15 protein-coding genes are annotated in these 23,355 nt (G+C 59.8%); 11 read left to right on the top strand and 4 right to left on the bottom strand.

Annotated elements, in window-relative coordinates:
• Positions 1 to 57 precede the first annotated feature (57 nt).
• Together HS101_05020 and HS101_05015 are read right to left on the bottom strand one after the other, a co-directional pair.
• Positions 58 to 993, bottom strand: coding sequence for a hypothetical protein (locus HS101_05020; protein MBE7505633.1), 936 nt, complete (start codon positions 991 to 993; stop codon positions 58 to 60).
• A gap of 19 nt (positions 994 to 1,012) precedes the next feature.
• Positions 1,013 to 3,709, bottom strand: a complete 2,697-nt coding sequence (locus HS101_05015; GenBank protein MBE7505632.1) for an exo-alpha-sialidase — start codon at positions 3,707 to 3,709, stop codon at positions 1,013 to 1,015.
• A gap of 484 nt (positions 3,710 to 4,193) precedes the next feature.
• Between HS101_05015 and HS101_05010 the strand changes: the two genes are divergently transcribed.
• Positions 4,194 to 5,072, top strand: a complete 879-nt coding sequence (locus tag HS101_05010) for a class I SAM-dependent methyltransferase (GenBank protein ID MBE7505631.1) — start codon at positions 4,194 to 4,196, stop codon at positions 5,070 to 5,072.
• Between the two features lie 120 nt (positions 5,073 to 5,192).
• On the opposite strand, the gene sucC is transcribed toward HS101_05010, so the two are convergent.
• Entirely contained in the window at positions 5,193 to 6,368 is a 1,176-nt protein-coding gene (gene sucC, locus HS101_05005; GenBank protein MBE7505630.1) for an ADP-forming succinate--CoA ligase subunit beta, read from the bottom strand.
• A gap of 294 nt (positions 6,369 to 6,662) precedes the next feature.
• Here sucC and HS101_05000 point away from each other — a divergent pair, with 294 nt between their 5' ends.
• From HS101_05000 to HS101_04970, 7 genes are all read left to right on the top strand, one after another.
• A complete protein-coding gene (locus HS101_05000) occupies positions 6,663 to 7,862 on the top strand; it encodes a citrate/2-methylcitrate synthase (protein MBE7505629.1) in 1,200 nt (399 codons plus the stop codon).
• A 554-nt stretch (positions 7,863 to 8,416) separates the two neighbouring features.
• Positions 8,417 to 10,627, top strand: a complete 2,211-nt coding sequence (locus tag HS101_04995; protein MBE7505628.1) for a 2-oxoacid:acceptor oxidoreductase family protein — start codon at positions 8,417 to 8,419, stop codon at positions 10,625 to 10,627.
• A 47-nt stretch (positions 10,628 to 10,674) separates the two neighbouring features.
• On the top strand, positions 10,675 to 11,847 hold the full coding sequence (porA, locus tag HS101_04990) for a pyruvate ferredoxin oxidoreductase (GenBank protein MBE7505627.1): 1,173 nt from the start codon (positions 10,675 to 10,677) through the stop codon (positions 11,845 to 11,847).
• Entirely contained in the window at positions 11,844 to 12,785 is a 942-nt protein-coding gene (locus tag HS101_04985) for a pyruvate synthase subunit beta (GenBank protein MBE7505626.1), read from the top strand. Before porA ends, HS101_04985 begins: the two co-directional genes overlap by 4 nt.
• Before the next feature lie 29 nt (positions 12,786 to 12,814).
• Positions 12,815 to 13,324, top strand: a complete 510-nt coding sequence (locus HS101_04980) for a cytochrome c (GenBank protein MBE7505625.1) — start codon at positions 12,815 to 12,817, stop codon at positions 13,322 to 13,324.
• Between the two features lie 730 nt (positions 13,325 to 14,054).
• A complete protein-coding gene (locus HS101_04975; GenBank protein ID MBE7505624.1) occupies positions 14,055 to 15,848 on the top strand; it encodes a hypothetical protein in 1,794 nt (597 codons plus the stop codon).
• A gap of 438 nt (positions 15,849 to 16,286) precedes the next feature.
• Entirely contained in the window at positions 16,287 to 17,624 is a 1,338-nt protein-coding gene (locus HS101_04970; protein ID MBE7505623.1) for a hypothetical protein, read from the top strand.
• Between the two features lie 530 nt (positions 17,625 to 18,154).
• Here the strand turns inward: HS101_04970 and HS101_04965 are convergent.
• Positions 18,155 to 19,546 carry an MmgE/PrpD family protein gene (locus HS101_04965; protein MBE7505622.1) on the bottom strand — a complete coding sequence of 464 codons (1,392 nt, stop codon included), beginning with the start codon at positions 19,544 to 19,546 and terminating at the stop codon, positions 18,155 to 18,157.
• A 115-nt stretch (positions 19,547 to 19,661) separates the two neighbouring features.
• Here HS101_04965 and HS101_04960 point away from each other — a divergent pair, with 115 nt between their 5' ends.
• The 3 genes from HS101_04960 (at position 19,662) to HS101_04950 (ending at position 23,320) form a co-directional block, all read left to right on the top strand.
• On the top strand, positions 19,662 to 20,594 hold the full coding sequence (locus tag HS101_04960; GenBank protein MBE7505621.1) for an MBL fold metallo-hydrolase: 933 nt from the start codon (positions 19,662 to 19,664) through the stop codon (positions 20,592 to 20,594).
• A gap of 272 nt (positions 20,595 to 20,866) precedes the next feature.
• Positions 20,867 to 22,018 carry an acyl-CoA dehydrogenase family protein gene (locus tag HS101_04955; protein MBE7505620.1) on the top strand — a complete coding sequence of 384 codons (1,152 nt, stop codon included), beginning with the start codon at positions 20,867 to 20,869 and terminating at the stop codon, positions 22,016 to 22,018.
• A gap of 123 nt (positions 22,019 to 22,141) precedes the next feature.
• Positions 22,142 to 23,320 (top strand): acyl-CoA dehydrogenase family protein, encoded by a 1,179-nt coding sequence (locus tag HS101_04950; protein MBE7505619.1) that lies wholly within the window; start codon positions 22,142 to 22,144, stop codon positions 23,318 to 23,320.
• Positions 23,321 to 23,355: the final 35 nt, after the last annotated feature.

Below are 23,355 nucleotides of genomic sequence, written 5' to 3'. Positions count from 1 at the left end.
GCAAGGTCGGGGTCAGCGTATTAAGGGTGAGCGGGGAATCAGATCTGCGAACGCAGATTAGCGCGTCGGCGATATTGCTTGTGCCGCGGCTGCCGGATCAAGCAGCACAAGCACCTGACCGTCGCGAAGCAATTCAGAAAGCCGGGCATCATCTGCGATGCGCAAGACGTCTCCCCGGCCCAGGACGATGTCGGTCTTGCTCGACCGTTTGAGTGCCTGCGATTTGAAGACATGAAGGTGATCGCCGGTATCAAGGGCCGGGCGCGATGTCGCACCTGACGCTGTTTGGTCATCGAGTTCCACATAGCGAACGGTCTGCAGGATGCCGCCGTGGTATTGCCGGCGAACCGATGCGTCGTACAGCACTCTGCCGTCGGAATTGATGATGATCGGGAACAGGCACGGTTCAATGTGTGTCCCGCGGCAGTCGATGAGCAAGTACTCGTCATCGCTCGCTTTCGTGCCTTGAGAACCGGCGATCGGCATATGAGCGCTTGAGCGTGCCCGTTGCCGCTCCTCTTCAAACACGGTCGCTGAGAGGCCCTTGATTCCCCATAAGGGAACGCTCAGCGTGATCGTGCAACTCGGCGGCTTCGCGGCGGGGTCCCAATTTACGTCGACCGCCAAATGCCCCTTGAGCAGTCCCTCAATTTGAACCGTGCCGTCGCGGACGTCGGAGAAGCGACCGTACCGGTTGATCTGAATGCCTGCGGCGAGGGCGAGCGCGTTTCGTGCCGCGACGACGGTGGCCGCGCGCTCCGCCATTTGCTGTTGTTGTTCGTCGGTTCCGCGCGCTTTGCCGATGCCTTCGACGAGCAGGTGGCCGCTCGCCCAGTCGACCTTGCCGCCTGGGACACTCGTGACGTGCGGCTTAAATCCCTTCGGGAGTGCGGTCGTGCTCGTTGGCTGGGTGGTCGGATCAGCCGCCTGCACCGGCGCAGCGATGATGCACGCCCAGAGGGCAACGGCGAAACAAACCGATCGCGGCGTCATTCGAGTGAGTCTCCGCGACTCACGGGCAACCCAGCCCGAGGAGGCAATCCACAAAGAGATCGACGTCCAGATCATCCACAACTCCGTTGGCGTCCATGTCGGCACAGCCGCAGCTCGGCGTCGTCGGCACGCCGGCCAGATAGCACGCCGTGAACGGGCCGATGTCAAGTCCATCGCGGTTGGAATCGCCGTCGACATCGCCGAGCAGGCCCTGGCAGACGCATACAACAGGACCTTCGCAGACATCCAGTACACCGTTGTTGTTGCAGTCCAATGTGGGGTCGTTCTGAATTTCGCAGAGGTCCGGCACGATGTTGTCGTCGCAGTCCAAGGAACCCTGAAGCACCGCTTCCAGCCGGAGTCCGTCGAACTGCCAACCGAGGAAGGTGTTAAGGAACGCGCCGCGCGAATCGAAATTGAACGTGAGCGTTACGTTCTGTCCGGCAAATGCGGAGAGATCGACCGCACGAGTTTCCCAGGTGAGCTGCGAGAGTCCGGCACTGACGTCATCCACCTCGATGCCGTTAGCGGCGATCCAGGCCCAGTCCATGCCGCTGGCGTTTGAATTGCCGCTTTGGCCGCCGTAGGCCGAGCAGTAGTACAACGTGGCCTGCAATGCGTTGGCGGGGATGGCGATCGGCGGCGCGGTGAGGACGCCGGCTGTTGTCGCACCGGTGCTGAAGTTACAGGCGGCGTCGATGCCGTAATACGCCCACGGCGAGGCTTCGCACGGCTCGGCTCTCGGGCAAGCCGCCGTCGTGTGCCAGAGCCCTGTCGCCGTCCATCCCACAGGGAGCCCCGACGTGAAGTTTTCAGAGAAGAGGACATGCGTTCCGTCAAGCTGGCACTCATTCGGGATGCCGTCATTGTCGCAGTCGAAGCTCGTGCCCTGGGCGAGGTCGCAAATGTCCGCGATGCCGTTGGTGTTGCAATCGTCGGGCGGCTCGCACTCGTCGGGGATGCCGTTGGTGTTGCAATCTTCGGAGACCATGGCCGCGATGTCGCATTCGTCGGGGATCTGGTTTCCGTTGCAATCCTGGCTTACGCCGGTGTAAATGTCGCACAGGTCTGAATTGCCGTTGGTGTTGCAGTCAAGAAGGCCGCCGACTTCGCACTCGTCCGGATGGCCGTTCAGGTCGCAATCTTCGCTGGTCATGGCTGCGATGTCGCAGGCGTCGGCGATCCCGTTGGTGTTGCAGTCATTTTCGCATTCATCGGGCACGCCGTTGGCGTTGCAGTCTTCGCTGGTCATGTTGGCGATGTCGTCGACGTCGCTGATGCCGTTGGTATTACAGTCGTCCACCGTGATCCGCATGAAATAGACGTCCTGCTCTCCATTGAACGTCGCTGAATATGCGAGGCTCGCACCCGTCAGATCGGACTCCATATCGTAGTAGTCGCCGATTTTATTTTGATTCGGGAAGCCGACCATGGAGTCGAACTGCGGCGTCATGGCCTGATTGGGCGTCCAGGTGACACCCTCGTCGGTCGAGTAGGAGTAGTACACTCGAGACAACTGGTTCGACGGGTCATCGCGCGTGTCATTCCAGATCGCATCGATGCGTCCATTGGGGGCGACCGACATGGTGCCGAACCATTGATAGGCCCCGTTGTTGGTGGGGTCATCGTTGACGCGAATTGACGGGCTCCAGGTTTGGCCGCCGTCGGTGCTGCGCGTGAAGCGTACGTCGAGCGGATCGCCGCCGGCGGGTTGGACCGAGGCGAGCATGTAGACGTGGCCGCGATTGGGTCCGGCGGTTTTGTTCACGGCGATCCATGTCTGACCCAGGAGGCCGTCGGGATTGGGGCCGCCGCCGCCGATCTGCGCGCCGCCGAGGAAGTTACCGGTGACGACCACGTCGAAGGTCGGCGTCACGTTGGGGTTTTTGGCATTGGACGAGCGGAGTACGACAAAGTCCGGATTAAAGAAAAACGGTCCGTCCACGCCGCCGATGTAGAGTTCGCCGTCGGGTCCGACGGCCACGGTTCCGAAGACCGACGGGAGCGGCGTTGAAAGGGTTGGTTCCCAGGAGAGGCCGCCGTTTGTGGATCGGGTGAAGGTGCCGGGCCCCGAACAGCTCGCGCCGGTGCTCCAGGCCTGATAGAGATGGCCCGCGCCGTAGCCGTAATCTCGCTGGTCGACGTCCATCCAGGCTTTGTCACCACCGACGGCATCGGGATGAATCGGCCAGGTCACACCGCCATCGAGCGAGCGCCAGACATCAATGCAGAAATTCTGTTGCAGACTGTTGTAGAAGAACCGGCCGAAAGCATCCGCTCCCAGGATGGGGTCGCTGCGGAACACGCCGGGCTGCAGGACACCGGGAAACGTCCAAGTCGCACCGGCATCGTTTGAATAGGCCCAGCCCGCCTGCCGGAAATTTGAGGCGATGTTGTCGAACTGTCGCCAGCCGATCACGATCCGGTTCGGGTCAGACGGGTCAATCGCTAACGAGGGCTCGTTGGCCGCGTCGTTCGGGATGTTCAGTCCCATTGCGTTTGTGTTGACCTGGACACTTCCTGCGGGTGCTCGCGGTGTGGTGGCGCGCGGAGCGCCGGGTGAGGTATCCGGAGGGAGGTAGGGATCGCCGAATTGCTCCTTGTGAGGCGACGGACCGGCCTTGATGGAAGCGGCGGGTTGGGCTTTCGAGGCGACCGGAGACAGGATGAGACAGGCAACGATCAATGCGAAGCCGGCAAGGCGTCTTGAACTCATGGAAGCGGTGTCCTTTCGTTCTCGTGGAGCGCACGAGCAGAACGGAATGTTATTCGACGGGAGCTGCGTCAAGTCAGGATCAAGTGACGACGGATTGCCCCACCCCTGCATGATCCTATCGTAGCCAAAACGGCCCGGGCAATGCAAATCAGCCATGAAAGTCGCAGCGCGATGCCCAAGTGAGCAAGCATCCAGTTGACTTTCCCGGTCTTGCCACGAACCTGGGTGGCCACGGCAACGAAGCGGCACCCTTGCAGCAGTCGAGCGACTCGGGAGGCAATGAAGATGGAGGTGTGATGGAAATCGGTTGGTGACAGAAGTCGCAGTTCGTGGTGTACATTGCATGAGGCTTTGCACTTGAGCGTTTCAAGATCGAAGTATGAAGGCGAGTCGATAGGGCATCAATCGCCGGCATCAGGCATCTATTGGACAAAAAAAAATATGCTATAATCGCCGCGACCGGGATTCCCAGCAGAGTATCAAAATGTTTGGTCAGACCATTGACTACTTCTTATTGAAGCCCTTCACGCATACGCGTAACCGTGCGACTGAGGCCGAACTGAACGAACGTGCGGCGCAGTCCTCGTATACACTTGCGGATGCCAGGGCGCACCTGCAAAAAGTCATCCACACGTACTTTGACGGAAAGCTGAAGGTTGACCCCAATCTCAGTTATCTGGATGTCGGATGTGGGATGGGGCGACTCTCGATCGCCCTGGCTGATGCCGGCGTGCGAGATGTCGTCGGCGTCGAAGTGGTGCCACGACAGGTTGATGAGGCGAAAATCGTTGCCGAGCGGCTCCTCAGTGGTAATCGCCCGGAGTTCTACTGTGCCGACGTGAATCAGTGGAAGACCGATCGAAAGTTCGACATCCTCTTTGGTCTCGGCTTCATGGAGCATGTCAACGAACCGGACCGGCTGCTGGCCAGTTTGCCGGGCTTGATGAAGCCGGGCGGCGCAGCGTTACTCAGTTTCGAGCCGTTTCAGGCCCCAAGGGGCGATCATCTGAATGCGTTTTTCCGAATTCCCATTCCCTGGCGGGGGTTGATCTTTTCTGAAGAGGCCTTGATGCGGCTGAGGCGGGAGTGCTTTCGGCCGACAGACCCGGCAGAGCGGCTTGAAGATATTGTGGGCGGATTGAACAAGATGAAATACAGCGAATGGCTCCGTTACATTCGCCAAGCAGGTCTCAGGATAGACTTCATCAACGTGAATCCGCAACTAAGAAGGCATCAGCCACTTGGGTTGATTTCCGACCTAGTGACCAAGGTTCCCATCGTGGGTCGATATTTTTCTGCGATGGTGTATGTGATACTGCGGCGGATAGACGATCGGAATCCTCAACTGCGCCGAGTTCGGTAACTTGGAAACTCGACACGGTGACGATCCGTATCTGCGGCCCAAGAGCTGCGATAATCGTCGGCAAAGCACTTGTCGCCTATTTGCAACGGGAGTCGTCGGGGTTCAACAGAAAAGACAAGTTTAGACCGCCGCGCAGACTTTTTTCGCCGCGTCGGTTAGGTCGGCCGCGGGTATGAGCTGCGGGATCGCCGCCTCTTTGAGCATTGCCCGGGCCTTGTCGACGTTGGTGCCTTCGAGCCGCACGACGACGGGAATCTTGAAGCCGATTTCCCGAGCCGCGTGGATGAGGGCGTCGGCGATGACGTCGCACTTGGCGATGCCGCCGAAGATGTTGACGAGGATGCCCTTTACCTTTTCGTCGCTCAGGATGATGCGGAATGCCTCGATGGCGCCGTCCTTGGTGACGCTACCGCCCACGTCCAGGAAGTTCGCCGGGTCTCCGCCGTGGAGCTTGATGATGTCCATGGTGGCCATCGCCAGACCGGCGCCGTTAACCAGGCAGCCGATGTTTCCGTCGAGGGCGATGTAGTTCAGGTTGTGCTTCGAGGCCCTGATCTCGTTCGGGTTCTCCTCGGTCGGATCGAAGAGCTCCGCGATGTCCGCGTGACGAAAGAGGGCGCTGTCGTCGAAGCTGAACTTCGCGTCGATCGCCTGAATCTCGCCGGGCTTTCCGTTGGTCCCCTTGGTCAGGACCAGTGGGTTGATCTCCGCCAATGTGCAGTCCTTCTCCAGGTAGATTCGAGCGAGCACGTCCATCGTCCGTGCCGCCTGTTTGGCGTGGTCGCCCTCGAGTCCCAGGGCGGTCGTGAGCCGCCGGAGTTGATACGGCTGCAAGCCCAGGAGCGGGTGCAGCCATTCCTTGACGATGGCGTCCGGGTTCTTGGCGGCGACCTCTTCGATCTCCACGCCGCCTTCCTTCGACACCATCATGACCGGGCAGCCTTTGGCCCGATCGAGCACCATGCCGACGTAGTACTCTTTCTCGATCTCGACGGCCGGGGCCAGGAGGATCTTTCGCACCTTGACGCCTTGCGGCCCGGTCTGCTTGGAGACCATGGGCTCGGCGAGCATCCGCGCGCAATTTTTTTCGATCTCGGCCTGGTTGTCGGAGAGGATGACGTAGCCGGCCTTGCCTCGTCCGCCGGCATGGACTTGTGCTTTGACGACCAGCTTGCCGCCCCCCAGCGCCTTGATGGCTGACGATGCCTGATCGGGTGAGTCGATGACTTCAAACCTGGGGACCGGCGCCCCAGCGGCCGCGAGAAGCTGTCGCGCCTGATATTCGTGGACTTTCATGGTGGTCACTCCAGATGGTCGGTACTCGTGCGAAGGTCTGTGGCCGGCACAAGCAAATCAGCCGGCCATGGAAAGCCGATATCCTAGACGGCGTGGCCCGGTGTTGCAAAAAGCCGTCGGGCTCCGGAGAAGCGGAGCTGCTTGCTGTTTGCAAACTGCGCCGATCGTCGCCGGGGCGGGTTGGAGAAGGCTGCATCGCCCCGAAATGGCCGTGTGTTTTGCGACTTGCGTAAAGGCACTATACTGTGTGCGAGATTGCAGCGATGAGATCCCTCCGAAACAGAGGTTAGCCAGATGCCGAAGTTCCTTGGCCGAGTTGAGTTCCCCTGCACGATTGAGTTGGGTCGAGGGCTCGAAGGCGCCATCACCAACGTCAGCAAGGTCGGCTACGTGGATGGCGAGGCCGGTCACCTCAACTATCGCGGCTACGACATTGCCGACCTCAGCGATCATTGCGCATTTGATGAAGTCGCCTATCTCCTCATCTTCGGCAAGCTGCCTAATAAGAAGGAGTTCGCCGGTTTTCGTGAGCGTCTCGCCAAGAGCGGCGATCTGCCCGATGTCATCATCAAGTTTATTGAGTCCATGCCGCGCGACGCGCATCCGATGAATGTACTACAGGCAGCGGTTGCCGCTCTTGCCTGTCTCGATAAGGACTCGCTTGTTGTTACGCATAGCGTGTCGAATGCCGCGGACGCCGTCGAGATGGAGACCGAGATTGCCATTCGAATCATGGCACGCACGCGGAGCATCGGCGCCGCGATTGCCCGAGCGCGCAGGGGGCTGCCGATCATCCAGCCCGATCCTTCGCTGTCGTTCACCGCGAATTATCTTTATCAGATGTCCGGAGAGCGCCCGACCGCGGTCACCGAGAAGCTCATGGACATCTGCCTGATTCTTCAGGCGGATCACGGCATGAACGCCTCGACGTTCACCGCGATGGTCGTCCACAGCTCGTTGGCGGATATGTACTCTACGATCGCGGCGGCGATCGGCTCACTCCGCGGGCCGCTGCACGGCGGGGCAAACGAGGCAGCGTTGGATGATCTGAAAGCCATCGGCGGGCCCGAGAAGGCCGCCGCCTGGGTCGCCGATCGAATCGCAAAAGGTCAAAAGGTCATCGGCTTTGGGCACCGGGTGTACAAGGCGTATGACCCGCGGGCGCTCGTTCTCAAGAAGCACGCCGAGGCGCTTTGTAAAGAAAAGGGCATGGAGTCGCTGTACCGAACGGCGGTCGAGGTTGAGAATCTGTTTCTGGGCGAGATGAAGGCCAAGGGCAAGCCGATTTATCCAAACGTGGACTACTACAGCGGCATCGTCTATCACGCGCTGGGCTTCCCGACCCCGCTTTTCCCAGTGATCTTCGCCGTGTCCCGCACTGCCGGATGGGCTGCCCGTGTGCTGGAATATTTGCCGGAGAACCGCATCTTCCGGCCGCGTGCGGTGTACGACGGTCCGACGGACCTGAAGGTCGTTCCGATCGACCAGCGGTAACAACGCGGCTTAATATCCAAGCAGATACCTCTTAAATCGCGGATCCCGGACCTCGAGAATTACCCGTGCGTCCTTCGGCGGGGCCGTAAAGAGTTCGCTTACGCCGAGTCCGTTTCGGTTGTCCGACCGCCTTTGGCTTGCCCTTCGGATTTGTCGAATTCGTCTGGCGCTCATGGCAATCTCCCGTTTGTTGTCTCCTGTTTATTGGCACGAATTCAAAAACCGGCCGGACTGCAAAATCACGTGTCATTTCAGGTACCCCCTCCGCAGCCGTTTCTGCCCTCAATTCTCCATGCGTTGAGGGAAGTTCAGCATCCGACCCCGCGAAATCACGGGTCTGCCCGCCCTGAGGATTTCTGAACCGCCCGTTTTCAGGGTGGAGAGGATCGCATCGGGACGAATGCTCGGCCTTTAGGCACGATATGGAGCCTCAGCGGCATGCCGTTTGCCGTGTCTCCAAGTGTCGGCCCCCCGCGTCGCATTGCTTACTCTCACTGGGGAGGCTTCTCCTGGGCGGCGCGGGGCGGAGATACCAACCCAATCGGTGGTGCAGCATGATCGAAATGACCATCTACGGCCGTGGCGGGCAGGGCGGCGTCACGCTGGCAAAGCTCATCGCCACGTCCTATTTCCTTCGGGGACAGTTTGCCCAGGCCTTTGGGGTTTATGCAGCGGAAAGATCAGGGGCGCCGCTTCAGGCCTATGTCCGGGTCGACGAGTACGAAATAGTCAATCACAATCAGGTTCGAACGCCCGATCACGTCATCGTCCTCGATCGCACACTCATCAGCCCGTCGATTCTCACGGGTCTCAAACCGGACGGCTGGATCATCCTTAACACCCCTGAAGACCCAGAGAGCCTCGGTCCGGAATTCGCGGGGCGACACGTGGCCTCCATCGATGCCACGGGCATCGCCATCAAGCACAAGCTCGGAACCAAGTCGGTCCCGATCGTGAACACGACCATGCTGGGCGCCGTTCTGAGAATCCTCGGCGAGCCGTGGGAGTCGGTTGCCGATTCACTGGGCGATCTGCGCTTTGACGGGGCGAATGTCGGCGCGGCCCGCGAGGCATTTGACGCGATCTGCGGAATAGAGCTTCCGGGCACGCCCATTGAAACACGCCGGGCACCTCAAAAGCCGCCGCCCATCGACTTGCTCGACGAACACGTGGGCGAGCAGTCGGCCATCCGTACGGGATCGTGGGCGAACCGCCAACCGCACCGACATGAGTTGCTTTCGCCCTGCTCGCATGCATGCCCAGCGGGAAACGACATTCAGTCCTTGGTTCGCTGCCTGCGGCGCGGCGACTACGACGAGGCACTCTCGACGCTGTTGCAGACCACACCGCTTCCGGCAGTCTGCGGCAGAGTCTGCCCCGCGCCCTGCATCGATTCGTGCAATCGTGCGATCTTCGATGAGCCCGTGCAGATTCGAGACCTTGAGCGGGCGGCCGCCGACAAGGGGACTCGCCCGAAACCGTCGAGGCCGTGGCGTGTGCACCGAGTCGCGGTGATCGGTACCGGACCCGCCGGGCTCAGCGCGGCGTATCATCTGGCGAAGCTCGGCTACCGCGTGGACGCGTTTGACGGTGCTGAAGAGGCCGGGGGTCTCCTTCGCTACGGCATTCCTTCATATCGCCTGCCGCCGGAAGTGCTTGATGCGGAGATCGACTACGTCGTGCAGCATGGCGTGAATCTTCACGTTAAAGCGCAGGTCGACCGCGCGCGCCTCATGGATTTATCGCGACAGTACGATGCCGTATTCGTGGCCACCGGCCTGCAGCAGATTCGATCTCTCGATCTGGGTCCTGCAAATTCCCGCCGGGTTATTGAGGGCATCGACTTTCTCGATCGCATCAAGCATGACAAAGTGGCCCTGCGAGGCGAGCGCGTGATTGTCATCGGCGGCGGAAACACCGCTATCGATGCAGCACGTTCGGCGCTGCGCGTCGGCGCCTCGGCGGTGGAGGTTGTTTATCGACGAAGCCGGCGGGAGATGCCTGCGATCCGCGAGGAAATCGACGAGGCTCTCGAAGAGGGCGTCACCCTGCGTGAACTGGTCGCGCCCGTTCGGCTTCGTGAAGTCAGAGATTCCATGCTTCTTTCCTGCCGACGAATGACGCTTGGCCCACCGGATAAGAGCGGTCGTCGTCAGCCGATTCCGGAAGTCGCGGAGGGCAACGAGTTCGAGCTGCCTTGTGACCGTATCATTCTTGCGCTCGGTCAGTCCTCCGATCTTTCAATTTTGCCCGAGGGAGCGGAGATCTCCGATCGCACGCGTCTGCTTGGTCTTTCGGGTTCGCCTATCTTTGTCGGCGGCGACTTTGCGACGAATGACGGTACCGTCGCCGCGGCCATTGGTAACGGGCGTCGCGCCGCACAGCACATTCATCGCACGCTTTCCGACGAAACCGTGGGGGCGGCCGAGTCGGTAGGGGTGGCGGGACCGGATGCCATGCACATGCATGTTTTCTCCCGGGTCCCCGCCTACCGTAGCCGGCATCTATCTGCCACGACACGACGGCATACGTTTTCAGAAGTCCGCCTGGGGTACGAAGACAACAAGCCCGACGCAATGCTCGAGGCGGCCCGTTGCATGAGTTGCGGCGTCTGCAACGGTTGCGATCGATGCGTGGAGTATTGCCCCGAGGGGATCCTCCGCCGGGACGGCGACGGATATCTTTTTGACTACGACTACTGCAAAGGCTGCGGCATCTGCGCGACGCAGTGTCCGCGCGGTGTGATCTATATGGCGGAACTTTAACGCAACGATCGCGTCACTCCGCTCATGCGACCAAATGAAGGTGCCGAATGGCTAGAGCACTTGTAACAGGCAATAACGCTGCGGGTCAGACACTGGCGCTTGCAGGGGAGGCTAATCGCGCGGCACGGGGCTGCTGTGCCGGCGCATACCCCATCACGCCACAGACCGAGATCATTGAGTATCTCAGTAGTTTTGCGTTCACCAAAGGTCGCGTCGTTCCGGTGGAATCGGAACACTCCGCCATGGGCGTTTGCATCGGCGCCTCCCTGGGCGGCGCCCGCTCGTTCACCGCATCCAGCGCCAACGGGCTGGCATACATGACAGAGAACATTTTCGCCGCCGGCTATTATCGCCTCCCCATTGTGCTCATCGCCGTCAACCGCACACTCGGTCCGCCATGGAATATCTGGGTGGATCAGGGCGACAGCCTCGCTCTTCGTGATGCGGCATGGATTCAGTTCTACACCGAATCCCATCAGGACCTCGTCGACACCATTCTCCTCGCCTTTCGCGTGGCGGAAGATCCTCGCGTGCTCCTCCCGGTCATGGTCGCGATGGATGGATTCATCATTTCCCACACTCAAATGGTCGTTGAACTGCCTACGCAGGAGCAGGTCGATCGATATCTTCCCGCCTGCAAGGTGCCGCATTATCTGCACCCCGGAAAGGCGGTCACCGTCGGCGGGCTTACCTGGCCGCGAGAAACAGCGCACCATCGTCGCGAGATTCAGATCGCGATGGAACGCGTTCCCGAAGTTCTCAACCAGGCCATTGACGAATTCGAAAAGGTCTTCGGGCGCCGTCCGGATGGCCCCCTGACGACCCTTCAAACTGATGACGCCGATACGATCGTCGTTGCGTGCAATACGATGGCCCGCACTCTGCGGCGCGTTATCCCCCGGCAGCGCGAGCGCGGCCGACGCGTCGGAATGATTAAAGTAAAGCAGTTCAGACCATTCCCGCGCAAAGAACTCAGGGCCGCGGTCACGACGGCTAAGCGCATTGGCGTGTTGGATCGGAACCACTCTCCCGGCTCCGGCGGAATCTTCTGGCAGGAAGCGGCCGCGAGCCTTCGAGGTCCCCGGGACGTCATTCTGCAGGATTACATCGTCGGTCTTGGGGGCGGCGACGTTACACCGGAGATCATCGAGGGAATCATCGACGACCTGGAAGCCCGCAGATCGGAAACAGAACCGATCTGGGAGGAGGCGACTGTATGACCCAGACGTTGACAGGAAGCCTGCAAATCCAAGGCGAACATCTTCTTCGCTGCGGGAACACCAATTGCGCCGGCTGCGGGATGTCCCTCGGCCTGCAGCTTCTCGACCAGGGACTGGGCGGTGAGAAGCCCATTATGGCAATTCCAGCGTGCTGTGGAATCGTTACCGCCGGCGCGTTTCCGGGCAGTGCTTACGGCGCCCCCGTCGTCGCAACGACCTTTGCGAGCAGTCCCGCGGTGGCTACCGGCCTGAGCACAGTGCAGCGGCTGTGCGACGAAGATGCTCCCGTCATTTGCTGGGCGGGCGACGGCGGCACTTTCGACATTGGGATCGCCACCCTCTCCGCAGCGGCCGAGCGTAACGAGGACATCATCTACATCTGCTATGATAACGAGATATATGGAAACACGGGCGGCCAGCGAAGTAGCGCTACCCCAATGGGCATCGCCACCACCACGTCACCCTTCGGAAAGGGCGAGCGTAAAAAGGACATCATGTCGATCATGGCCGCCCACCGCATACCGTACGCCGCTACCCTTTCCGTCGCCCATCGGGACGACTTCCTTCGGAAGGTGAGGTTCGCCCGCCGAGTGCGAGGATTCCGGTTTATGGTGATGCTCTCGCCCTGCCCTACCGGTTGGAAGTCGGAAGCCGAAGAGAGCGTTGACCTCGTCCGCCACGCGGTGGGATGCGGACTTTTCCCCCTTTATGAAATCTTCGATGGTTTGCGCTACCGTATCAACGCTCGACCCGACGGAGTACCGCTTGAAGAGTATGCGATGCGTCAAACAAGGTACACGCGTTCGTCGATGGATCTGGCGGGCATCAGGCGCGAAATCGACCTCCAGTGGACGCATCTTGACGCGATGGCAAAGATGTTTCCTGCCGATAATAAGGATGGTCTGACGGAGAACAACGTGGGAGACCGGCTCGTTTGAGATTGAAGCTTTCTGAGTTTTCATACGCCATGAAAAATCCGCATACTACATGTAAGTGCCTGATACCGTTTATCGCCATCGCCTTTCTCGGAATTGGAACGTGTTCCGACGGCTCTTCCGCGCCGACCGTTTCCCTGGTCCCCGCAGACGACGAGCACGGTCTGCACGTCGTCAACAGCGAGCGGCTCCGCGCGGTCATGGAAGAGCTTTGCGAGCTTAATTTGGACCGCCGTGCACATCGCGCCGATATGGGTGAGATGCCCGAGAACATGGAACGGGTGTCGCGGCTTGCGGCCGCTCTATCGAAGGATGCCCGATTGATTCCACACCTTTTCAAGAACAATGAAATGAACGATGAGAGTCGCCGCGTCTTCGATCGCCTCGCAGCCAGGATGGAACGTCAATGTTTTGACCTGGTCGAGGTTTCCCAGAGAAATGATACCGCAGCCGTTGGTACCAAGCTGAGCGAGATCATCGCCACTTGTAATGCCTGCCACGCATCGTTTCGCGGCCCGATTCTTGCCTCGACTGTTCGCTGATTGAGTTTGACCCGGGCCCCTCTCGCCCTTTCCTGCCGACTACTGACCGGATAGTCTTCCGATCGGCGTGGTATGATGCCGCGCCTTGCGGAGTTGTGATGAGACGTTGGCTATATCTGGTCTTGCTGTTATCCCTATGGATGCCCTGCGTCGCCGCCGGACAACCGGGCCCATCGCCTACACCGTTTGCCTCCAGGGTTGTAGAAGAGTTGCGTTCTCGGCCCGTTGGCAACCACACGCTGGATGTCTTAAACCTGCCCGATGAGTACTTGCATCGCGTTGCCGACCGAATGATCCGCTCGGCGTTTGAAACGCAATTCCGAATTGTCGTCCGCGAGACCAAAGACGGCATCCCAGTCCGGGATTCGACGGCCGTACCCCGCGGAACAACTCAACCGTCGCATGTTCGGCGATCCCCCGCCGTCTCTTACCTGCCTATCTGGATCGCGGTGGCGATCATTGTCTTCTCCGGCATCCTTCTGGCACGACGGGGAAAGGCGGGATCATGACTGCACGCGTTCGTTACCATCCGATTTCCCGGTTTGATGCCGGGGGCCTTCGAATCAGTACACTCGCCGCATGCGTTAGCCTGGTCTGCATAGCTATACCGATGTTCCTGAGTGTCGCCCCGCTTCATGCAGGTTCTCCGGCAGTTGCAGGCCAGGACTCTCGGCTTCCCGTCGATGCAGAAATCAAGATCGTTCACCACGCGCCATCAGGGGCAGCCAGCGTGTATTGGTCAAGTATTCCCGAGGCTCGGCCTTCGCTCCTTGGCTATCGCGCCGTCGTGGATGATGCCGGCCCTGCCTGGCCCTATGCGCTTCCGGCGGAAGATTCGGCGCCGTATCTGCGGGCGGCGGCGGACCATGTCACCACGCGTCTTGCACGCGACGGACTCTTAAAGACGCTTACGCACGTCCTGGCCATCATCGGTCCGGCGAATCTGAGCCGCGGAGAAGCGGAGGACCTTGCCGTTTTGAGGCAGGTGGGAATGCCGGTTGATCTGCTGAGGTACTTTCCGATTCCCGGTGCGGGGCCGGATGATGACTACACGATCGTCCGCTATGTTCTTGGCCTTCTGATGTCACGGCGAACTGCCGATCAGATCGGAGACGAGGTTCAGAATCTTCCATTCCAATTCTACAAGGGTGAACAGCGATTCCGGGCGGCGACGGAGTCCGGTGAGGGCGAGATCGCCCTTTTTCGGCTTCAACTGGCGCGCGGCGACTATTGGCGGGGAGTGGGAGACGGCAGTTCGCTCGACATCGCTCGTCAGTTGTCCAGTGCCGTACCGGATGCGCGCTTCGTCGTCAGCATCGAAAAGGACCAACTCAAGTTGATGCTTGGTTTTGCCCGGCTATGGCCGCTTAAGCGCCTCGATCAGCTCACTGTGATTGCCGAGCCATTCGACGTTTCTGAATGGGCCCAGGACAACGGGAAACCTGGTCTCTACCAATCGACGGATGAATCCGCCCCCGAGCCCGCGACCATCGTTCCGCGATTTGCCAGCCGTGGCGAAGAAGGCAGTATCTTTGCCCCGGGCGAGAGCCATTTATGGGGAGGGCTGAAGGCGTCCGGCCACACAATCGTTCAATCGCCCCTGCTGTTCCAGGGCGGGAATCTCATGCTGGTCGCCGATCCGCAGATGGGTTGGCGATACCTGCTCATCGGCGAGGCCGAGGTGTTTCGTAATTTCGCGCTGGGACTGACGGCGGATCAGGTGATTGACGCGTTCAAAGTGGAATTCGACGCCGATGCTGTCGTCGTTCTGCCGGCTGTTTCATATCACATCGATTATGAATTGTCGGTTCGTGCTCGCAAAGACGGACTCACCGCCTTTGTCAACGACACCGGTGCGGCCGTTCGCACAATTCTGCGAATCAGCACCAAGGCCCTGTACGCGGCAAAGGTCTTGAGTGACGAGCAGTTCGCCCAATGCATCGCGCACCTGGAGGCGGGCCGCTTGTCGGGGTTTCTCGCGATCGCCAGACCGCGGCTGAATGCGGCTGCGGTCAGGATGGGCCAGTACCCTGAGGCGCTCTGCGACTATTTCAGCGCCGGTACAGTTGACTCCGGGGTGGGTAACTTTCAGACCTTTCTACTGGCCATGGATCTCGCCGAAGCGGAATCGCGACCGGCCGGCAATTCGACGGGCGATGCCCAATTCGATGAATACCTCTCGGCCATCCGCAGGCGAGACGCGGCACGCCGAGCACTTCTGAAGAAGTTGGAGGATGTCCGCTTTAAGATCGTGCCTATACCAAGTCTGGCCGAAGAGAATCGTGGCCTTAACCACATCAACGGAATTCAAACAGCGGTGAGTTTCCTGATGCCCGGCTCGGGCGGGTTTTTCGAGGAATATGACCAAATCGCCGTTGAGCGGCTCACCCAGGAACTCGGTCCTGAAGTGAAGGTTGAGACGATCCTCTGCGGAGAAAGCCAGCGACGGTTCGGCGCGATCCACTGCGCCGTTTCGGCATATTCCACTGCTCGGACCAGCGTAGTCCGAAATTCGACGCGTTGAACGGCCGAAATTATCCGCAAGGATTATTTTTTCCGCGCATACTGTGTGCTATCGCCTAATTCGCGCCGCTCGGGGTCCGAGAATTGCCACTCAGATTCGTCAAAAATGCTTGATGGGGAAATATCGGCATGGTACACTGGAACACTGCGAGTTAATTTTTTAGCGGCGGGAGGTCCAAACAAACCACTGCGCATGTGCCAACCGATCCATCATTCCGATGGATATGTTCGCTGCGTGGTCGACTCCGCCATGGCTCGTCGCTCAAGCAAGCTTGAGCACATCTCTTCAAAAGAAAGGCGCAGAATGTCCCAGCCGGTTACTCGATCGTTCTTACTTTCGTGTGTTGTTATCGCTGCAATGGTCGTTCTTCAACCTCGCCCGGCTTTGGGCTCCGGTTGTCCGGGATCACCCACACAGTCCATTGGCCCCGATGTCGTCGTGGGTGTCCTATCCCACGACTCCGTCTCGAACTACAACAGCGCGAGCGGGATCGAGGCATTCTCGATGGGCACCACCTCCTGCAACCTGGGCAACGTCAATCTCAATTGGATTGACCAGCCGAGCAACATGCACCCGGTGATCGGTCAGAACATCTTTCGAATGAAACTGGTCAATGGATCCCGCCGCTTTGAGCAGCTTGGACAGAGCTGGCTCAAGCACGGATTCTACGCTTTGAGCGACCATGTTTGTTGTGCCTCTTGCTCCGGAACCAGCGGCAACGCCCTTGGGGTCGGCTGTTCAGACCCTTATGCGTCCGGTCGCAACGGCGGACAGGGCAGTCTGGGCCCTAAGTGGCAGGTCAATCCGACGACCGGTGTTCATATCCACCCCGTGGCCAACCCGGGCTTTTCCGGCCCGGTCGCTCGCCGCTGCCAGGCAAAGATCGTTGACCTTGAAGTTTCTAACGGCTCGGGCGATGTGAATGCGACGCGCTATTTTGGTGAGGGACAGTATATCGCCGCCGACGATGCCTCAGCGGGTCACAAGAATAACAACGCCTCTTATCGACCCCTTTCGGTGACCGGCAGCGGTACCGCCTGGAGCTTTACCGCGATCGGTTCGACCCAGAGAGAGCAAGCCGGTATCAGGGCCTGGAAGGATACCGACCCCACCGTCAGCGAGGTAGACATTGTTACCCAGGAAGACGGGGGGCTGACCGCTATGGTGATCGTTGCCGCACAAGCCACGAACCTCGGCGGGGGAATCTACCACTACGAATACGCCGTACAGAATCTCAATTCCGACCGGTCCATCGGATCAGTTTCCATTCCCATTCGTCCCGATGCCAACATTACAAACATTGAGTTTCGCGATGTGGATTACCACGACGGCGACGGCCCCGGAAACGTCAACTACGACGGCACCGATTGGCCGCCGGTCGTCGCAAATTCGAGCGTGACCTGGTCGACCGAGGATTTTTCGGTCAACGCCAATGCCAATGCGCTTCGCTGGGGCACGCTTTACAATTTCCGTTTTGATGCCGATGTCGCGCCCTGGGCCGGCAAGGGGACGGTGACGCTTGGCTATTTCAAGCCGGGTACGACTTCGACGGCGACAGCACAGACCGTCACGCCGTATCCCTGCATCAATGGCGACCTGAACGGCGACGCCGTGGTGGATGGCTTGGACATCAAGATCTTTGTTGACCGGCTGCTCTTCGGTGGTCCGTCCTTTCAGGAATTGTGCGCCGGCGACGTCGAGGCCGTTCGCGATGGCATTATTAACTTGGACGATGTCCCCAATTTCGGTGACTGCCTGCTGAACAGCGGCTGTTAGTGCCTCCGTCACCCTCACGTACATCGACTTCCCAGGCGACGGTCGCATGACACTCGGCCGCCGTGTCACAGACTTGGGAAACGGGACATGGCATTATGAGTATGCCCGCTACAACATGAACTCCGGCCGCAGCGGCCGGTTCTTCTCCGTTTCCGCTCCCGAGTGTATCGGCATGTCAAACATCGGATTTCATGACGCCTCTTATCACAGCGGCGACCCCCAGGACCGAGACGACCGAATAAAAAAACAATCTATGGCAGATTGCGCGTTGATGCAGCGTTGTATATCAGGAAATGTTCCTTGCGATTCACGTCCGGCAGAGGCGCCGGACGCTACGCAGATGCGCAAGCCGCTCTAGTTAGAGAAGAATCGACTCAAGTCCAGATCGATATACGACAGACGGCCGTTGAAGTGAGAGCTTCAACGGCCGTCGTCTATTTTGTGTGATTGTTGATCCCGGATTTACCGCGTGGGTTCGTATGCCCGGCTCCTACCCGGCCTGTGCATGATTAACGGCGTGATTCCTTCGATCAGTGTGCTCGAACTCCTTTGCCGGACACTTTGAAATTCCAGAGCTTTCGTACGTCGCGGGCCTTGTCCAGCGACCACAACTGAGAAAGCAACTGGTTTTGCAGCTTGGTGGGGATGACGCCCTCGGCGAGTGTGTGGAACTTCGTCTCGACCTCGTCGTCGGACATGGGGTTGCCGGCGTGGCCGCGCGGGTACTTTACCGTCTTCTCGTAAACCTTCCCATCGGCCATGCGAACTTTCAGCCGGTTCGGTATTCCGTCGGGGTAGCCCTTGTTAAGGTCACTCGCCTCGACGATGGTCGTGTTGTCGAGCAAGTCCAGGTACTTCTTGTTGGTGAACTTCTTCGGGGAGAAGGTATCGCGGGTGACATCTCCGTCGATCAGCGCGGCTACGGTCATGTATCCCATGCTGTGGTCGGCAGTTTCCCGGCTCGTCGGTCGCCATTTCTCCGGTTCGCTGCCGATGATCGACACCGCCGCTTCGAATGACTCCATGTCCATTTTGCGGATGTCTTTCCAACTGTACCCGTCGGCCATGAACGCCTTGCGAATCTGCTGTGCGGCGTCGATAGAACTCTGGGCGTGGTACTCCGCGGGCCAGTACTTGATGTAAGTCTTGTTGATCATGTAGCCGGCGCTCTTCGAGCCCAGTGCCACGTCGAACTTGCAGCGCGTCAGCATCTTGAATACGCCCTTGGGCCCCTCGAAGATCTCATTGGGTCCGGTGAAACCCTGCCGCGCGAGGTTTGCAGCGAAGACCGCGTTTCGAGCGGCGTTGGAGAAAGCGCACGCCTTCCACATGGAAATCTGACCGGTCCGCGTCTGGCGCGTTGCGATGTTGCAGACGCCGGCCAGCCCTTGTGCGTGGACCATCTGATCGGGAGTGAGTCCCCATAGCTTGGATGCGCCCAGCGTCGAGCTGAATGCCCCATAGGTGACGTGATCCCAGCCGTGAGCCCGAAGTGAGGCGGCATCGCAGAGCCGGCACTGGATTTCATATGCGATGACGGTTGCGAGGATGAGGTCCTTGCCGGGGCGGTTTGCGGCCTGTGCCACGGCGAGTGTGGCCGCGATGTTATCTGAAGGATGGGCCGGCTCCTTCGAAAGGTATGTGTCGTTATAGTCCAGGTAGCGGATGTGTGCCCCGTTGCACAGCGCGGCGAGATCGGGCGTCGTACGCGCCATCGTGCCGACGATGGCGGAACCGCCCTTCGGGTAGGGCACGGCGGTCGCCGTTGCTCGCGTGATCGTTGCCGGCTTCGACCCGTAGGCCCCCAGGGCAGTGCCCAATGAGTCGATGAAGCGCCGCTTTGTTTCGTGGATCGCGTCCTTGGTCAGGTCGGTGTATTTGAGCTTGTTTGTCCAGTGAGCGAGTTTTTCAGCCAGCAGCATGATGTGATTCCGTGTGGTTTTCCTGGTCACTCTCAGCGTGAATGCCCGGCGCGTGCCGGAGCCGTGAGCGGCGGATTATATCGACGGCGGCCGGATTCCGCGAAGCGATCGGCCGATGCGTTTTCGGTGGCTCGATTGGCGCGGCGGGATTAGACTCGCGGTTATGCCGCTTGCCGCCAGACAGGGACCGACCCCGACGCCGCCGACGCTTCATCTCGGTGACCTGACGATACGCGTCCTGGATGGGAGCACCTTTTCGCTGGACGGCGGGGCCATGTTCGGCATTATCCCCAAGCCGGTGTGGGCCCGAGCCGTTCAGGTTGATGAGCAGAACCGGATTCCGCTGGCGACGAGCTGTATGCTTGTCGAGACGTCCGGTGCCCGAATTCTCATCGAGACGGGCTGCGGCGAGAACGCCAAATACGCGGAAAAGGAGCATGGGTTTTTCAGCTTTGGGTCGCATTGGCTGCTCGACTCGCTGACCGCGGCCGGGGTGGATCGAGAGTCGATCGACATTGTGATACTCACGCACCTTCATTTCGATCATGCAGGTGGCGGTACCATGTCCGATGGTCAGGGCGGCTGGCAGCCGACGTTTCCGAAAGCTCGGTATTTCGTTCAGCGCGGCGAGTGGGACGACGCAGTCGAGGGCCATGCCGTTATGACCGGCACATATCGGCGGGAGAATCTCGAGCCGCTGGAACAGTCGGGCCTTCTCACGTTGTTGTCCGGCGACGCGCAGATCGCCGAAGGCATTTCGACGCGCATTCTTCCCGGCCACACGCGGCATCAGCAGGGGGTAATCCTTGAGGGCGGCGGCAAGCGGGCGATTCTTCCGGCGGATCTCATACCGACGAGCGCCCACGCCGGCCTGCGTTACAACATGGCGTATGACCTCCTGCCCTACGAAAACATGGTCAACAAGGAATCTCTGCTCGAAGAGACGTCTGATGGCGATTGGACGATCCTGTTGGGGCAGGATCCCGACACGGTTTCATGGCGAGCGGAAAAGATTCGCGGAAAGGGATTTCGGCTTTACGAGCGATAACCCTCAAAATCAGTGCAGGTAATACGTTTTTTCTTTGAGGCGAGAATCAAATTCACAAACCCTGAACTCGCGGTAGAGAAGCCGTCGCGGGCTGCTCCATATTCGCTCTAATCATCTGTCCCATCGCAAGTTCCATTGAGTCGCCCCGTTTGACCCACCTTGCGGCGAACCTTATTATGCAAACCTCACCCGATAGGACATATCGGAGGAGGATTTGTCGGGTTCGATGCCTGATCCCGGCTGCAGAATTTCTATCTTGTGAGCAGGACGACATGAATTTCACGCTTTCGGACGAATTGACGACATTTCGCGATCTCACGCGTAAGTTCGCCGCGGAAAAGATCGCGCCCCACGCCAGAAAATGGGACGCGGAAAAGTGGCTGCCGGATGAGGTCACCCGTGAGATGGGTAAGGTCGGCTTCCTCGGCGTTTCCTTCCCAGAGGAGTACGGCGGCTCAGGTCAGGGCCTTCTCGGCATGACGGTTGTCGTCGAGGAAATCTCCCGGTGGTGCGGCGGGACCGCCCTTTTCATCGCGGCGCACAGCGGCCTTTGTTCGACGCACATTCGCCTTGCCGCCAACGATAAGCAGAAGCAGAAGTGGCTCCCCAAGCTGGCCTCCGCCGAGGCGATCGGCGCCTGGTGTCTCAGCGAGCCGGAATGCGGCACCGATGCCGAGGCCATGACCACCCGCGCCGAGAAAACCTCTGCCGGCTGGGTCATCAACGGTCGCAAGTTCTGGATTACCAATGGCAAGCGCGCCGACGTTTTCGTCGTCACTGCCCGGACGAAACCCGAGCGCGGGGCCCGGACGATTTCCGCCTTCCTCGTTGAGAAGGGAACGCCCGGCCTGATCATCGGCGAGCCTGAAGACAAGATGGGCATGCGTGCCAGCGACACGGTACCGGTGAATTTCGAGAACTGCGAAATCCCCGCCGAGAATCTGTGCGGTGAGCTGAACGAGGGATACATCGACGCCCTGCGCGTTCTCGATCGCGGTCGCGTCACCATCGGCTCCCTCTCGGTCGGTCTCGCGCGAGGCTGCCTGGAGGAGGCCGTGCGCTACGCCGCCGAGCGAAAGAGCTTTGGCGTGCCGCTTCATAGCCACCAGGCGATTCAGTTCAAGCTCGCCGACATGGAAACTCAGATTGAGGCCGCTCGACTGCTCGTTCGTCAGGCCGCCTGCACCCATGACGCCGGCCGCCCGGACAAGGAGTTGTCCTCCATCGCCAAGCTGTTCGCTTCTGAGATGGCCAGCCGGGTCGGTTGGGATGCCATTCAGATTTTCGGCGGCGCCGGCTATACCAAGGATGTCTGCGTCGAGCGACTGCTCCGCGATAACAAGCTTTGCGAGATCGGCGAGGGTTCCAGCGAAGTGCAGCGAATGCTCATTGCCCGCGCGGAGTTCAAACGCCTCAGCGCCTAACCAGGCCGAAGTGTTGCTCGATCTGAATAACCAAGCCGCGACAAAGGGCGGTTCGACTGCGAATACCGGAAACGAACATATACCTCTGAAGGCCGCAACATGATGAAGGAAGACGCCGCGACCATGGAAGACGTCATCGCATTCGGGTACGAGTTGGATGAAGACCATCGCATGTTGCGAGACAGCATTCGCGACTTTGCCCGAAACGTCATCGCGCCGGGCGCGATGGCGCGCGATATCAAGGGCGAGTTTCCCCACGAGGTTATCAAGCAGCTTGGCGAAATGGGATATCAAGGCATCTGCGTCCCCGAGGAGTACGGCGGCGCCGGCATGGACGCGCTTGCGTCGGCCATCGTTGTCGAAGAACTGTCTTACGCCGATGCTTCCGTCGGCGTCATCAACAGCGTTCAGAACTCCCTCGTCATCGACCCGATACTTAAGTTCGGCACTGAAGCCCAAAAGAAGAAGTGGCTGCCGCGCATGGCATCCGGCGAGTGGCTCAATTGCTTCTCCCTTTCCGAAGCAGGCAGCGGCTCCGACGCCGGTTCGATCAAATGTCGCGCCGTCCTCAAGGGCAACGAGTGGGTTGTGAACGGCACGAAGCTCTGGGTGACGAATGGCTCGGAAGCTGACATCGTCCTTCTCTTCGTCCGTACAGAGGATGGGGACCGGCGCAATTCAAGTTGTTTCATCGTCCCCAAGAACACACCCGGTCTGACCGTCGGCAAGCACGAAGACAAGCTCGGCATCCGCGGCAGCAGCACGACCGAGCTCGTTTTCGAGAATTGCAAGGTCCCCGCCGAGAACCTGCTCGGCGAGCGCGGCCACGGCCTCAAGATTGCCCTCACCGCCATCGACGGCGGCAGACTCGGCATCGCCGCTCAGGCCCTTGGTATTGCCCAGGCTGCGCTCGATCGCTCGGCGAAGTATGCCCTGGAGCGCCGCCAATTCGGCAAGAGCATTTCGGAGTTTCAGGCGATTCAGTGGAAGGTCGCCGACATGGCCGTACGCATCGCCGCCAGTCGAGCCCTGATCTATAAGGGCTGCTGGGTCAAGGGACAGGCGGGCCACTCGCTGCACATTCCTGCGATGGCCAAGCTTTTCGCCGCCGAGACGGCCAGCTTCTGCGCCAATCAGGCGATTCAGATCTTCGGCGGCATGGGCTACTGCCGCGAGAGTGAAGTCGAGCGGTACCTCCGCGATGCCAAGATTACCGAGATCTACGAGGGCACCAGCGAGATGCAGCGCATGACCATCGGCGAGACGCTGGCGGCCCACCCCGAGCGGGTCGCGGAGGTCTAATCGCTATCCGCCTTCGGACGTGGCCGGCCGGCAAA

The organism is Planctomycetia bacterium (genome assembly GCA_015075745.1).
Classification (GTDB): Bacteria; Planctomycetota; Phycisphaerae; order UBA1845; family UTPLA1; genus UTPLA1.
Note: the sequence above shows the minus strand (reverse complement) of the source record. Positions and strands in the feature narration are given on the sequence as shown.